This window comes from Pseudoduganella flava (assembly GCF_007830495.1).
Classification (GTDB): domain Bacteria; phylum Pseudomonadota; class Gammaproteobacteria; order Burkholderiales; family Burkholderiaceae_D; genus Rugamonas; species Rugamonas flava.
Window position 1 is genome coordinate 866,091 of sequence record NZ_VLKW01000001.1, and the last position, 13,667, is coordinate 879,757.

General features: G+C 67.5%; 11 protein-coding genes and 1 tRNA gene. 11 read left to right on the forward strand and 1 reads right to left on the reverse strand.

Annotation, left to right across the window (positions count from 1 at the left end):
- Nucleotides 1-50 precede the first annotated feature (50 nt).
- From IP92_RS03790 to IP92_RS03830, 9 genes are all read left to right on the forward strand, one after another.
- Entirely contained in the window at nucleotides 51-737 is a 687-nt protein-coding gene (locus tag IP92_RS03790; RefSeq protein WP_145873151.1) for a response regulator, read from the forward strand.
- A 90-nt stretch (nucleotides 738-827) separates the two neighbouring features.
- Complete coding sequence (locus tag IP92_RS03795; protein ID WP_145873152.1) at nucleotides 828-2,462, forward strand: AMP-binding protein; 1,635 nt, start codon at nucleotides 828-830, stop codon at nucleotides 2,460-2,462.
- A complete protein-coding gene (locus IP92_RS03800) occupies nucleotides 2,459-4,831 on the forward strand; it encodes a bifunctional salicylyl-CoA 5-hydroxylase/oxidoreductase (protein ID WP_145873153.1) in 2,373 nt (790 codons plus the stop codon). The genes IP92_RS03795 and IP92_RS03800 overlap by 4 nt, the downstream gene beginning before the upstream one ends.
- A gap of 25 nt (nucleotides 4,832-4,856) precedes the next feature.
- A complete protein-coding gene (locus tag IP92_RS03805; protein WP_145873154.1) occupies nucleotides 4,857-5,384 on the forward strand; it encodes a MarR family winged helix-turn-helix transcriptional regulator in 528 nt (175 codons plus the stop codon).
- A complete protein-coding gene (locus IP92_RS03810; RefSeq protein WP_145873155.1) occupies nucleotides 5,381-6,235 on the forward strand; it encodes an enoyl-CoA hydratase family protein in 855 nt (284 codons plus the stop codon). Before IP92_RS03805 ends, IP92_RS03810 begins: the two co-directional genes overlap by 4 nt.
- 1 nt (nucleotide 6,236) lies before the next feature.
- Nucleotides 6,237-7,400: an acyl-CoA dehydrogenase family protein gene (locus tag IP92_RS03815; RefSeq protein ID WP_145873156.1), complete on the forward strand. Its 1,164-nt coding sequence runs from the start codon at nucleotides 6,237-6,239 to the stop codon at nucleotides 7,398-7,400.
- A 9-nt stretch (nucleotides 7,401-7,409) separates the two neighbouring features.
- Nucleotides 7,410-7,811 (forward strand): RidA family protein, encoded by a 402-nt coding sequence (locus IP92_RS03820; RefSeq protein ID WP_145873157.1) that lies wholly within the window; start codon nucleotides 7,410-7,412, stop codon nucleotides 7,809-7,811.
- Nucleotides 7,812-8,084: 273 nt separating this feature from the next.
- Nucleotides 8,085-9,557, forward strand: a complete 1,473-nt coding sequence (locus IP92_RS03825) for an MBOAT family O-acyltransferase (protein WP_145873158.1) — start codon at nucleotides 8,085-8,087, stop codon at nucleotides 9,555-9,557.
- A 2-nt stretch (nucleotides 9,558-9,559) separates the two neighbouring features.
- Nucleotides 9,560-10,606: an alginate O-acetyltransferase AlgX-related protein gene (locus IP92_RS03830; RefSeq protein WP_145873159.1), complete on the forward strand. Its 1,047-nt coding sequence runs from the start codon at nucleotides 9,560-9,562 to the stop codon at nucleotides 10,604-10,606.
- An 8-nt stretch (nucleotides 10,607-10,614) separates the two neighbouring features.
- Here IP92_RS03830 and IP92_RS03835 read toward each other — a convergent pair.
- Nucleotides 10,615-10,689: transfer RNA gene (locus tag IP92_RS03835), tRNA-Arg, on the reverse strand.
- A 98-nt stretch (nucleotides 10,690-10,787) separates the two neighbouring features.
- Between IP92_RS03835 and IP92_RS03840 the strand changes: the two genes are divergently transcribed.
- Together IP92_RS03840 and IP92_RS03845 are read left to right on the forward strand one after the other, a co-directional pair.
- Nucleotides 10,788-12,692 (forward strand): ATP-binding cassette domain-containing protein, encoded by a 1,905-nt coding sequence (locus IP92_RS03840; protein WP_145873160.1) that lies wholly within the window; start codon nucleotides 10,788-10,790, stop codon nucleotides 12,690-12,692.
- A 138-nt stretch (nucleotides 12,693-12,830) separates the two neighbouring features.
- Nucleotides 12,831-13,580, forward strand: a complete 750-nt coding sequence (locus IP92_RS03845; protein WP_229418602.1) for a CAAX prenyl protease-related protein — start codon at nucleotides 12,831-12,833, stop codon at nucleotides 13,578-13,580.
- Nucleotides 13,581-13,667: the final 87 nt, after the last annotated feature.

Here is a 13,667-nt window from a genome sequence, read left to right on the forward strand (position 1 = left end):
TGGTTATAATCGCAACGCGCCGGCGGTTCCGAGACCGGTGAGGGAGCTATATGAAGGTATTGGTGGTCGACGATGACGTGGTGTCGCGGATGATGCTGATGCACCTGATCGACAGCAGCGGCAACTACGAGATCGTCGAAGCCGAGGACGGCGCCGACGCGTGGCAACAGCTGTCCGAAGGGTTGCGGCCGGCGGTGTGCTTCTGCGATTTGCGCATGCCGCGCCTGTCCGGCATGGAATTGCTGCAGAAGGTGCGCGCCGACGCGGCGCTGGCCACGCTGCCGTTCGTGCTCGTGTCGTCCGCGAACGACCGCGAGACGGTGGAGCAGGCCACGCGTGCGGGGGCGAACGGCTACATCGTGAAACCATTCGAACCGGTGCACGTGCGCGCCCAGCTGGACGCGCTGGCGGCGCGGATGCAGGCGCTGGAAGCGGAAGAGCCGGCGGCCACGCAGGCCCGTCTCGGCATCGACGGCGAGCGGCTGCAGGCCTACCTGGCCGGCTTCGAAACCCAACTGCTGGCCGCGGACGCGGAACTGGAAGCGCTGCTGGGGCGCGGCGCGCAGGGCGAAGTCGCCGTGCGGCTGGAGCGCCTGCGCACCGGCTGTGCCACGCTCGGGCTGCACGGTGCCGCGCGCGTGCTGGCCGGTGTGCCCGCCACGCCGCATGAGCTGGCAGCGATGCTGGCGGCCGTGCTGAGCGCGGTGCGCCGCCAGGCCGGCCTGCTGCGCGAGTGAAGCGTGTACGGCGTGCCGCGTCACTCTTGTATTCAATTTGCTTTAAGCTTAAAGTAAGTGGGTAGTCCAACCATCAACCACAAGGCGATCATGGACCAATCCACCGCGGCCGCACCGAGCGGGCACGTCGATCCGTTCGCGCGGGCACACCTGCCACCTCCCGAACTCTGGCCCGAGCTGTTGTTCGACCTGCCGGAGCTGCGCTATCCACCCCGCCTGAACTGCGTCGCCGAACTGCTGGACCGCCACGTCGCGGCCGGGCAGGGCGCCCGCCCGGCGCTGTGCGACGAGCACGAACGCTGGACGTATGCACAGCTGCAGCAGCAGGTCGACCGCATCGCGCACGTGCTGCGCGGGCGGCTCGGCCTCGTGCCGGGCAACCGGGTGCTGCTGCGCGGCGCGAACACGCCGCTGATGGCGGCCGCGATCCTGGCGGTGCTGAAGGCGGGCCTGATCGCCGTGCCGACGATGCCGCTGCTGCGCACCCGCGAACTGGGCACGATCATCGCCAAGGCGCAGGTGGACGCGGTGCTGTGCGCGGCGTCGCTGCGCGCGGAGCTGGACGCCGTGCCCGGGCTGCCGCCGGCCGTGTACTTCGGCCCCGGCGCGGACGACGCATCCAGCCTGGAAGCGCTGATGGCGCAGGCGCCGGCAGCGTTCGAAGCCTGCGACACGGCGGCGGACGATGTCTGCCTGATCAGCTTCACGTCGGGCACCACGGGCGTCCCGAAAGGCACGATGCATTTTCACCGCGACGTGCTGGCGATCTGCGACTGCTTCCCGCGCCACACGCTGCGCACGCAACCGTCGGACCTGTTCATCGGCACGCCGCAGCTGGCGTTCACGTTCGGCCTGGGTGGGCTGCTGCTGTTCCCGCTGCGCGTGGGCGCCTGCGCCGTGCTGCTGGAAAAGCTGACGCCCGAGACGCTGCTGCAGGCGATCGCGCGGCATCGCGCCACCGTGTGCTTCACGGCGCCCACGTTCTATCGGCAAATGGCGCCGCTGGCGGCGCGCTACGACCTGTCCAGCCTGCGCGCGACGGTGTCGGCCGGCGAGGCGCTGCCCGTTGCCACGCGCGATGCGTGGCAGCGTGCGACCGGGCTGGCGATGATCGACGGGATCGGTTCGACGGAGATGCTGCACATCTTCATTTCCGCCGCCGGCGCCGACATTCGCCCCGGTGCGACAGGCAAGCCGGTACCCGGCTACCAGGCCTGCATCCTCGACGCGCAAGGCAAGCCGGTGGGGCCAGGCGTCGTCGGGCGGCTGGCGGTGAAGGGGCCGACGGGCTGCCGCTACTTGGCCGACCCGCGCCAGAAGGACTACGTGTGCGACGGCTGGAACCTGACGGGCGACGCCTACGAGATGGATGCCGACGGCTACTTCATCTACCGCTCGCGCACTGACGACATGATCATCTCGGCCGGCTACAACATCGCCGGGCCCGAGGTCGAAGACGCGCTGCTGCGCCACCCGGCGGTGGCCGAGTGCGGCGTGGTGGGCCGCGACGACGAGGAGCGTGGCCAGGTCGTCGAGGCGCACGTGGTGCTGCGCCCCGGCTTCGACGGCACGCCCGCGCTGGCGGCCGAGCTGCAGGAATTCGTCAAGAGCAGCATCGCGCCGTACAAATACCCGCGCCGCGTGCTGTTCGCGCCAGCGCTGCCGCGTACCGAGACGGGCAAGCTGCAGCGCTTCCGGCTGCGCGACGCGGGAGCGGCCACATGAACGTGCTGTGCATCGGCGGCGGCCCCGCCGGCCTGTATTGCGCGCTGCTGATGAAGAAGCGCACGCCCGGCCACCGCATCGTCGTCGTTGAACGCAACCGGCCATACGACACGTTCGGCTGGGGCGTCGTGTTCTCCGACCAGACGCTGGGCAACCTCGTCGCCGCCGATGAGCCCAGCGCCCGCGCGATCCTGCAGTCGTTCAATCACTGGGACGACATCGAGGTGTTCTTCAAGGGCGAACGGGTGCGCTCGGGCGGCCATGGCTTTTGCGGCATCGGCCGCAAGCGCCTGTTGAACATCCTGCAGCGGCGCTGCGAGGAACTGGGTGTGGAGCTGGTGTTCGAGACGGACGTCGAGGACGACCGCGCGCTCGCGGCGCGCTACGGCGCCGACCTCGTGATCGCGGCGGACGGCTTGAACAGCCGCGTGCGCACGCGCTACGCCGCCACCTTCCTGCCGCAGGTCGAGGCGCGCCAGTGCCGCTTCGTCTGGCTCGGCACGACCAAGCGCTTCGACGCGTTCACGTTCGACTTCCGCGCCACGCAGCATGGCTGGTTCCAGGCCCACATTTACCAGTTCGACGGCACCACGTCGACGTTCATCGTCGAGACGCCGGAAAGCGTGTGGCAGGCCAGCGGGCTCGATGCGATGACGCAGCAGGAATCGATCGCGTTCTGCGAGCGGCTGTTCGCCGACCGGCTGGACGGCCATCCGCTGATGTCGAACGCGGCGCACCTGCACGGCTCGGCGATGTGGATCCGCTTCCCGCGCATCGTCTGCGAACACTGGGTGCATTGGAACGGCGACGTGCCGGTGGTGTTGATGGGCGACGCGGCGCACACGGCGCACTTCTCGATCGGCTCCGGCACCAAGCTGGCGCTGGAGGATGCGATCGCGCTGGACGCCTGCATCGCCGCGCACGCCGGGTTGCCGGCCGCGCTGGCCGCGTATGAGGCGGAACGGGCGGTCGAGGTGGTCAAGCTGCAGAGCGCCGCGCGCAATTCGATGGAATGGTTCGAGAACGTGGAGCGCTATGCGGGCCTGGACGCGCCGCAGTTCGCCTACGCGATGCTGACGCGCAGCCAGCGGCTGTCGCACGAGAACCTGCGCCTGCGCGACCGCGCCTACGTGGCCGGCTACGAAAGCTGGTTCGCGCGCCGTGCCTTCGAACAGGCCGGCGTGGCGGCACCAGGCGACCTGGCGATTCCGCCGATGTTCACGCCGTTCAGGGTGCGCGAGCTGGTGCTGAAGAACCGCATCGTCGTGTCGCCGATGGCGCAGTACAGCGCCGTCGACGGCACGGTGGGCGACTGGCACCTGCTGCACCTGGGCGCGCGCGCGGTCGGCGGCGCGGCGCTCGTGATGGCCGAGATGACGTGCGTGTCGGCCGATGCGCGCATCACGCCATGGTGCCCAGGCCTGTATGCGCCGGAGCACACCGCGGCGTGGCGTCGCATCGTCGACGCGGTGCACGCGACCAGCGATGCGAAGATCGGCATCCAGCTGGGCCATGCCGGCGCGAAGGGCTCGACGCGGGCGATGTGGGACGGCATCGACATGCCGCTGGACGACGGCAACTGGCCGCTGGTGGCGGCGTCGCCGCAGCAATACCTGGAAGGCGTTTCGCAGGTCGCACGCGAGGCCACCGCTGCCGACATGGACCGCATCGCCGCCGATTTCGTGCGCGCGACGCTGGCCGCGGAAAGCGCCGGCTTCGACTGGCTCGAGCTGCATTGCGCGCACGGCTACCTGCTGTCGTCGTTCATCTCGCCGCTGACGAACCGGCGCACCGACGAGCATGGCGGCGGTCTTGAAAACCGCTGCCGCTTCCCGCTGCGCGTGTTCGCGGCGATGCGCGCGGCGTGGCCGGCGCACAAGCCGATGAGCGTGCGGATCTCGGCGCACGACTGGGTCGACGGCGGCATCACGCCGGCCGACGCGGTGGCCATTGCGAAGCTGTTCAAGGAAGCGGGGGCGGACGTGATCGACTGCTCGTCCGGCCAGGTCAGCAAACAGGAAAAGCCCGTGTACGGGCGCATGTTCCAGACGCCGTTCGCGGACCGCGTGCGCAACGAGGCGGGCATCGCGGCGATGGCCGTCGGCTCGATCTTCGAAGCCGACCATGCTAACGGCATCATCGCGGCAGGGCGCGCTGACCTGTGCGCCGTCGGCCGGCCGCACCTGGCCAATCCGGCGTGGACCCTGGCGGAAGCGGCGCGGATCGGCTACCGCATGGTCGCGTGGCCGAAGCAATACCTGCCGGGCAAGCAGCAGCTGGAACGCAACCTGGAGCGCGAGCGCCAGCTGGCGGCGGCCGGCGCCGGCCTGACGCCGCAGCAGGTGGCGGCGAAGCTGCTGGAAGGATAACGCTGGGACACTACAGGATAAACGGATGCATTTGAACGACAACGACAACGACGACGACGGCGCCGACCGGCCGGAGGTACTGGACCTGGCCAGCCGGTTGACGGACGATCACCACCAGTCGCTGAAGCTGTGGCTGCGTATGCTGTCGTGCACGGTGCGGATCGAGAACGAGATCCGCGCCCGGCTGCGCGCGCGCTTCGGCATCACGCTGCCTCGCTTCGACCTGATGGCGCAGCTGGAGCGCCATCCGGACGGCTTGCGGATGGGCGAACTGTCGAAGCGGATGATGGTCACCGGCGGCAACGTCACCGGCATCACCAACCAGCTGGAGCAGGAAGGGCTGGTGGCGCGCGTGCCCGATCCGCGCGACGGCCGGGCGTACAGCGTGCAGCTGACGCCGGCCGGCCGGCGCGCGTTCGCGAAGATGGCGCAGGTGCACGAGGAATGGGTCATCGAACTGCTGGGCGACGTGCCGGCGGACGACAAGGGGCGGCTCCTCGAGCTGCTGACGCGCATGAAGGGGCACCTCGATGCCCGGGAGGACGAGACATGAAATACCTGCAGGGTGAAGCGCACGCGCTGCCCGGCCATCGCACCGCACTGGCGGGCTACGCGGCGCGCCACTTCCTGTTCGCCGTGGAGGATGGCGTCGCGACGGTGACGCTGAACCGGCCGGAGCGCAAGAATCCGCTGACGTTCGATTCGTATGCGGAGCTGCGCGACCTGTTCCGCGCGCTGGCGACCGCGGACGACGTGAAGGCCGTCGTCATCGCCGGCGCCGGTAGCGACTTCTGCTCGGGCGGCGACGTGCACGAGATTATCGGCCCGCTGACGCGGCTCGACATGCCGGGCCTGTTGACGTTCACCCGGATGACGGGCGACGTCGTCAAGGCGATACGGGCGTGCCCGCAACCGGTGATCGCCGCCGTGGACGGCGTGTGCGCCGGGGCCGGCGCGATGCTGGCGCTGGCATCCGACATCCGCTACGGCACGGAGCGCAGCAAGACCGCGTTCCTGTTCACGCGGGTGGGCCTGGCCGGCTGCGACATGGGCGCGTGCGCGCTGCTGCCGCGCGTGATCGGCCAGGGCCGCGCGGCCGAGCTGCTGTACACGGGGCGTTCGATGTCCGGCGCCGAGGGCGAACGGTGGGGCTTCTTCAACGCGCTGCATGCGCCGGAAGACGTGCAGGCGGCGGCGTGCACGCTCGCGCAGTCGCTGGCCGCCGGCCCGACGTTCGCGCACGGCATGACGAAGAAGATGCTGCAGCAGGAGTGGAACATGGGCGTCGACGAAGCGATCGAAGCGGAGGCACAGGCGCAGGCGATCTGCATGGCCACCAACGATTTTCACCGCGCCTATCACGCGTTCGTCGCGAAGCGCCGGCCCGAATTCGAAGGAGATTGACGTGGCGGACAAGGCATACCTGGACTGGCCGTTTTTCGCCGGCGAGCACCGCGCGCTCGAGCGCGAGCTGGACGAGTGGGCACGCACGCACCTGGTTCCGGGGCATGGCAGTGACGTGGATGCCGCATGCCGTGCGCTGGTGCGCCAGCTGGGCGATGGCGGCTGGCTGCGCCATGCCGTCGGCGGCACGCAGTACGGCGGCCTGCACGACGCGCTCGACACGCGCGCACTGTGCCTGATCCGCGAAACGCTGGCACGCCACGAAGGCCTGGCCGACTTCGCGTTCGCGATGCAGGGGCTGGGCTCCGGTGCGATCAGCCTGTTCGGCAGCGCGGCGCAGAAGGAAGCGTGGTTGCCCCGCGTGGCGCGGGGCGAGGCGATCGCCGCGTTCGCGCTGTCCGAGCCGGATGCGGGATCCGACGTGGCGGCGCTGCGCTGCGCGGCGGTGCGGGACGGCGACCATTTCGTGCTCGATGGCGAGAAGACGTGGATCTCGAACGGCGGCATCGCCGATTTCTACGTCGTCTTCGCCCGCACCGGCGAAGCGCCGGGCGCACGCGGCATCAGCGCCTTCGTCGTCGACGCGGCCACGCCGGGCCTGCACATCGCCGAGCGCATCGACGTGATCGCGCCGCACCCGCTGGCACGCCTGCGTTTCGACGGCTGCCGCATCCCGGCCGACCGCCTGGTCGGCACGGCAGGGCAGGGCTTCAAGGTGGCGATGGCCACGCTCGACGTGTTCCGCACGTCCGTTGCCGCCGCCGCACTGGGCTTCGCACGGCGCGCGCTGGACGAAGCGCTGGCGCGCGCCCGCTCGCGCACGATGTTCGGCCAGACGCTCGCCGACTTCCAGCTGACGCAGGCGAAGCTGGCGCAGATGGCGACGGGCATCGATGCGGCAGCGCTGCTGACGTACCGCGCCGCATGGCTGCGCGACACGGGGGCCACCGTGACGAAGGAAGCGGCGATGGCGAAGATGACAGCCACCGAAACGGCGCAGCAGGTGATCGACGCGGCCGTGCAGCTGTTCGGCGGCCTGGGCGTCGTCAGCGGCAATGCCGTCGAGCGGCTGTACCGCGAGATCCGTGCGCTGCGGATCTACGAGGGCGCCACCGAAGTGCAGCAATTGATCATCGCGCGCGAGCTGCTGCGCGCACCGAGTTGAGGAGCACACATGCAGATCTTGCAGCCGCCAGGCTGGCCCCGCCCGAAGGGCTATGCGAACGGGATCGCCGCCAGCGGACGGATGGTGTTCGCCAGCGGCATGGTGGGCTGGGACGCGCAGGGCGTCTTTGCCGAGGGCTTCGTGGCCCAGGCGGCGCAGGCCCTGCGCAACGCGCTGGATGTGCTGGCCGAAGCGGGCGCGGGGCCGTGCGACATCGTCCGGATGACGTGGTACGTGCTGGATCGCGATGAGTACGTCGCCGCGGGGCGGGCGCTCGGCCAGGCCTACCGCGAACTGATGGGGGATCACTACCCCGCGATGACGGCGGTGGCTGTCCTGGCCCTGATGGAACCCGCCGCCCGCGTCGAAATCGAAGTCACGGCCGTGACGCAGGCGCCGCCGCAAGGCTAGGCGCGCGGCTGTCTTGAAGGGCCGCTGCCGGCCCTCGCTTGCCCCGACACACATGCCGGCTCACCCAAGCCGGCAGCTTCTTCCACCGCCGTCCGGCGGACACTTCCCGCTGTGCTTTGCTACAACAACTTTCCCCACACTATAGCGAATAAACAATCTGCAATCTTTCATTTGTGATATTGTTATTTCGTTACACTTTATTGTCATTATTACTTTCCCGGCACGTGCGTTGCCGGCCCTTGGATACAGCGCAGCTGTTCGAAAGGAATTGGATTGCTCTTCAATACCTTTGCATTCTTTCTGGTGTTCCTGCCCTTGGCGCTGACGGGCTATTTCCTCATTTCGCGGTACAGCATCCGCGCATCCGTCGTCTTCCTGCTGGTCGCGTCGGTCGTCTTCTACAGCTACTGGGACATCCGCTACCTGCCGCTGCTGGCGGTGTCCGTCGTCGTCAACTTCTTCGTCGGGCGGGCCGTCACGCACGCCAAGGAGCAAGACCGAGAACCGCACGCCCGGCGTCTGCTCGTCGGCGGCCTGGTCTTCAACCTGGTGGCGCTGTTCTTCTACAAGTACGCCAACTTCGCGGTGGAGAACTTCGCGCTGCTGACGGGGTGGCATATCCCGTCGCCGGGCATCGAGCTGCCGATCGGCATCTCGTTCTTCACGTTCACGCAGATCGCCTACCTGGTCGACTGCCACCAGGGCAAGGTAAAGGAAACGCGGCCGGAGAGCTACGGCTTGTTCGTCACCTATTTCCCGCACCTGATCGCCGGCCCGATCCTGCACCACAAGGAGATGATCCCGCAGTTCGACGCGCGCGAGAGCCACGTGCTCGGGCGCGGCCGGATCACGCTCGGTCTCGTGTTTTTCTCGATCGGCCTGTTCAAGAAGGTAATCCTGGCCGATGGCGTGGCGCGCTTCGTCGGCCCCGTGTTCGACGTCCATTACGCGCAACTGACGCAGCTGGAAGCGTGGGCCGGCGCGCTGGCCTACACGTTCCAGCTGTACTTCGATTTCTCCGCGTATTCCGACATGGCGTATGGCCTGTCGTACATGTTCGGCATCGTGCTGCCGATGAACTTCAACTCGCCCTACAAGTCGACGTCGATCATCGAGTTCTGGCGCCGCTGGCACATCACGCTGTCCACGTTCCTGCGCGACTACCTGTACATCGCACTGGGCGGCAACCGCAAGGGGCAGCTGCACCGCTACCTGAACCTCCTGATCACGATGCTGCTCGGCGGCCTGTGGCACGGCGCGAACTGGACCTTCATCGTGTGGGGCGGCCTGCATGGCCTGTACCTGATGATCAACCACGGGATTCGTCACGTGCTCGGCGAGCGGGGCGGCGTGGTGCGCCTCGCACTGGGCTTGCTGGCCACCTGGCTTGCCGTCATCGTTGCGTGGGTGCTCTTCCGCGCCAGCTCGCTCGACGTCGCGCTGGCGATCCTCCAAGCGATGTGGCAGGGCACCGCCGGCGAGTCGATCGGCCACGCGCTGCTGGGCGCGAGCCGGATTATGCCGATGGACGAGTGCCTGGTGTGGCTGGCGGCCTGCGCCCTCATCGTGCTGCTGCTGCCGAACGCGTACCAGATGCTGGGTTGGGGGATCCAGCCGGACAAGGAGCGCCGGCTGCGCAGCGCGCGCGGCGGTGTGCTGTGCGGCGCACTGCTGCTGCTGTGCCTGCTGCTGTTGGCGATCAGCGAGACGCGCGGCGTCTCCGAGTTCCTCTACTTTAATTTCTAGCCATGAGATACCTGATATCCGTCGCCGCCGGTCTCCTGCTTGCATGCGCGTCGCTCGAGGTCGTGTTTCGGCTGCTGCCGGTGAGCTCCGGCATCCGCATGACCGACACCGTGCCCGGCATGCCGTACGCCAGTTACCGGCCGCAGCAGCCTTACATCTACTCGTACGGCTGGGCCCTGAACAATATGCAGCGCGGTGTGACGAACCGCCAGGGCTTCACCAATTCGAAGGACCTGCAGGACGGCGCCAATGCGCTGGTGCTGGGCGACAGCTTCATCGAAAGCTTCATGAACCGGTACGAGGACACCGTGCAGGGACGGCTCGATGCGGCGGTGGGCGAGGTGTATGCCGCGGCGGCGTCCGGCAACACGCTTGCCGACGCGCTCGTGCTGTCGCGGCACTTCCTGCCGCTGACGCACGCGAAGCACATCATCGTGTTCGTCGAGCCCGGTGACCTGCGCGCGATCGAGCAGCCGGCCGGCCGCGGCCACAACCATTTCACGTTCGACGGCGCCACCGTCGGCCTGCACCAGGTGCCGTATGTGGAACCGGCCGCCCGGCGCCTCGTCGTGAAGTCGGCGCTGGCGCGCTACGTGTACTACCAGCTGAAGCTGCCAGAACTGACGAAGGGCGGCACGACGAAAGCATGGGACAAGCCGGACAGCGCGGCACTGGCCCGGCACCGCGAATACCGCGACCGCGCATTGGCATTCCTGATGACCGAGCTGGACAAACTGCGGCGCGAGTACGGCACCGAATTCGTCTTCCTCGTCGACGGCGACCGCAACGCCATCTATTCGCATGGCAAAGCGGAGCCGAACTGGTTGGGCGACGACCGCGAACAATTGTTCGCCGAGGTGCGCAAGCACGGTTTCGGCCTGGTCGACATGCAACCGCTCTTCGCCGAACACTGGCAGCGTTATCACGAGCGGATGGATTTCCTGCCGATGGATGGGCACTGGAATCCGGTGGCGCACAAGCTGGCGGCGGACAAGGTGCTGGAGGTGATGGAGGAGGAGCGCGGCAAGAAGCCGGCGGAGGCGCGCTGACGGCGGGGTGGTCCCCCCGACTGGAATCGAACCAGTATCCCACGCTTAGGAGGCATGTGCACTATCCATTGTGCTACGGGGAGGACGCAAAACGAGCGCAATTATAGCTGACCGCCGCGCAAAAGTTAGTATTTGCTGAACTCTGTCGTTACAATGGCGGGTTCACGCACAAGGCATCTCCATGGCAGTCATTTCCCTTACTTCCGCGCAGCTGGCGTTCGGCCACCACGCGCTTCTCGACCAGGCCGAATTTTCCCTTGAGACCGGCGAACGCGTCGGTCTCATCGGCCGCAACGGCACCGGCAAGTCGTCGCTCCTGAAAATCATCAGCGGCCAGCAAAAGCTGGACGACGGCCTGCTCGTCATGCAGCAGGGCTTGCGCATCGCGTACGTCGAGCAGGAACCCACGTTCACGGCGGGCCAGAGCGTGGCCGATGCCGTGGCCGCCGGCCTCGGCGAACTGCCGGCGCTGGTCAAGGAATACGATGCGCTGACGGGCCAGTTCGGCCAGGGCGATGACGACGCGCTGATGGAGCGGATGCACGTCATCCAGGCGCGGCTCGATGCCGCCAACGCGTGGAACATCCACAATACCGTCGAGCAGACCCTCGACCGGCTGGGGCTGGCGGGTGACGTCGCTGTCGAGACGCTGTCCGGCGGCATGCAGAAGCGCGTGGCACTGGCCCGTGCGCTGGTCGCGGCGCCCGATGTGCTGCTGCTGGACGAGCCGACCAACCATCTCGACTTCACGTCGATCCAGTGGCTGGAAGGGCTGCTGCGCGAGTTCAAGGGCAGCGTGCTGTTCATCACGCACGACCGCTCGTTCCTCGACAACGTGGCGACCCGCATCGTCGAACTCGATCGCGGCCGGCTGCTGTCCTATCCCGGCAACTTCAGCGCCTACCAGGCCCGCAAGGCGGAGCAACTGGCGGTCGAGGAAGTGGAGAACGCCAAGTTCGACAAGTTCCTGGCGCAGGAAGAGGTGTGGATCCGCAAGGGCGTCGAGGCGCGCCGCACCCGTAACGAAGGCCGTGTGCGCCGGCTGGAGCGCCTGCGCGAGCAGCGCTCCGTGCGGCGCGACCAGCAAGGGCAGGTGCGGCTGGAAGTGGCGACCGGCGAACGCTCCGGCAAGATCGTCGCGGAGCTGGAAGGCATCGGCAAGCGCTATGGCGACAAGGTGATCGTGCGCGACTTCTCGGCCACGATCATGCGCGGCGACAAGGTCGGCCTGATCGGGCCGAACGGCGCCGGCAAGACCACGTTGCTCAAGCTGATCCTCGGCGAGGAACAACCGGATACCGGCACCGTCAAGCAGGGCACGCGGATGCAGGTCGCGTATTTCGACCAGATGCGCGCGCAGCTGAACGAGGAAGCCAGCCTGGCCGACACGATTTCCCCAGGCAGCGACTGGGTCGAGATCAACGGGCAGAAGAAGCACGTGATGAGCTACCTGGGCGACTTCCTGTTCGCCCCCGAGCGTGCGCGCTCGCCGGTGCGCACGTTGTCCGGCGGCGAGCGTAACCGCCTGCTGCTTGCGCGGCTGTTCGCGAAGCCGGCCAACGTGCTGGTGCTCGACGAGCCGACCAACGACCTGGACATCGACACGCTCGAACTGCTCGAGGAGCTGCTGGAGGATTACCAGGGCACGGTCTTCCTTGTCAGCCACGACCGCATGTTCCTCGACAACGTCGTGACGCAGGTCATCGTTGCCGAAGGCGACGGGCAGTGGCGCGAATACATCGGCGGCTACAGCGACTGGGAGCGGGTGCGTGTTGCCGCGCCGGCCGCGACGCCTGCCGCGAAGAAGGCGGAGTCGAAGGGGAAGGCGGAAGCGGCGGCTCCCGCGGCGCCGGCGGCGCCGAAGAAAAAGCTCAGTTTCAAGGAGCAGCGCGAACTGGAGTCGCTGCCAGGCCGGATCGCCCAGCTGGAAGAGGAGCAGGCGGCGCTGAACGCGACGCTGGCGGACCCCGAGTTCTACAAGAAAACACCGGCGGAAGCGAAGCAGCTGCAGCAGCGCATCGGCGAGATCGAGGAGGAGCTGATGGCCGCCCTCGAACGGTGGGAAGAGATGGAGTCGCGGACCTAGGCGGGACAGGCGGCGCGGGGCGCCGCTTAGATCCGCCTTAAATTGCCCCGGTGCACAATTGAAGCGATACACATCGGGCAGGTTATTGTAAAATCTGCAAACCTTGGGCCAGTGGGAGTGGTCCATCAAACCTCAGGAATGCAGATCGTCATGACCGCCCAGCCACATCGACCTCCCACGCCGGCGCCTGCACATGCGGAGCGCATCCCCGGCGGCGACGGGTTCTTCCAGCGTCCCTCCACCGCACGTATCCTGCCGTTCGCCACCTACATGGCCTTCATCGCGCTCGCCGACCTGCTGGCGCGGCTGGGATGGAGCGACGAGGCGCTGCGCTGGCTGTATCCGGCCAAGACCGCGGCAGTCGTCGGCCTGCTGTGGATGTACCGGCATCACTACACCGAGCTTGCCTGGCGCACGCTGCGGTGGAGCCAGGCGGCCGCCGCCGTGGTGGTGGGCGTCGTTGTCCTCGTGCTATGGGTCAATCTGGATGCTGCGTGGATGCAGGTCGGCGCGTCCGCCGGTTTCAATCCGACCAATGCGGCCGGCCGCATCGACTGGTTGCTCGTTGCCATCCGCGTCGCCGGCGCGGCCCTTGTCGTGCCGGTGATGGAAGAGCTGTTCTGGCGCTCGTTCCTGATGCGCTGGATCGAACAGCGCCAATTCCTCAACGTCTATCCGGCACGCGTCGGAACGATGGCAGTAGTTGTCAGTGTGATATTATTTGGGGTCGAGCACAACCTCTGGTTCGCCGGCATCGTCGCCGGTGCGGCGTACAGCCTGCTCTACATAAAAAGCGGCAATCTCTGGTCCGCGGTTCTCGCGCACGCCACGACCAATGGCTTGCTCGGGGTCTGGGTAGTCGTTACTGCCAACTGGACTTACTGGTAAGATTGCACGTTCGATAATATTTCGGGAAGACCAAATCATAATGCTGAGTTCAAAAGTATTCGTTCGCTGCCGCTTGCTGCCGGTGGC

Bases quoted from the DNA above. Each gene is read 5' to 3' on its own strand.
- IP92_RS03790 (WP_145873151.1), top strand. From the start codon at position 51: ATGAAGGTATTGGTGGTCGACGATGACGTGGTGTCGCGGATGATGCTG.
- IP92_RS03795 (WP_145873152.1), top strand. From the start codon at position 828: ATGGACCAATCCACCGCGGCCGCACCGAGCGGGCACGTCGATCCGTTC.
- IP92_RS03800 (WP_145873153.1), top strand. From the start codon at position 2,459: ATGAACGTGCTGTGCATCGGCGGCGGCCCCGCCGGCCTGTATTGCGCG.
- IP92_RS03805 (WP_145873154.1), top strand. From the start codon at position 4,857: ATGCATTTGAACGACAACGACAACGACGACGACGGCGCCGACCGGCCG.
- IP92_RS03810 (WP_145873155.1), top strand. From the start codon at position 5,381: ATGAAATACCTGCAGGGTGAAGCGCACGCGCTGCCCGGCCATCGCACC.
- IP92_RS03820 (WP_145873157.1), top strand. From the start codon at position 7,410: ATGCAGATCTTGCAGCCGCCAGGCTGGCCCCGCCCGAAGGGCTATGCG.
- IP92_RS03830 (WP_145873159.1), top strand. From the start codon at position 9,560: ATGAGATACCTGATATCCGTCGCCGCCGGTCTCCTGCTTGCATGCGCG.
- IP92_RS03840 (WP_145873160.1), top strand. From the start codon at position 10,788: ATGGCAGTCATTTCCCTTACTTCCGCGCAGCTGGCGTTCGGCCACCAC.
- IP92_RS03845 (WP_229418602.1), top strand. From the start codon at position 12,831: ATGCAGATCGTCATGACCGCCCAGCCACATCGACCTCCCACGCCGGCG.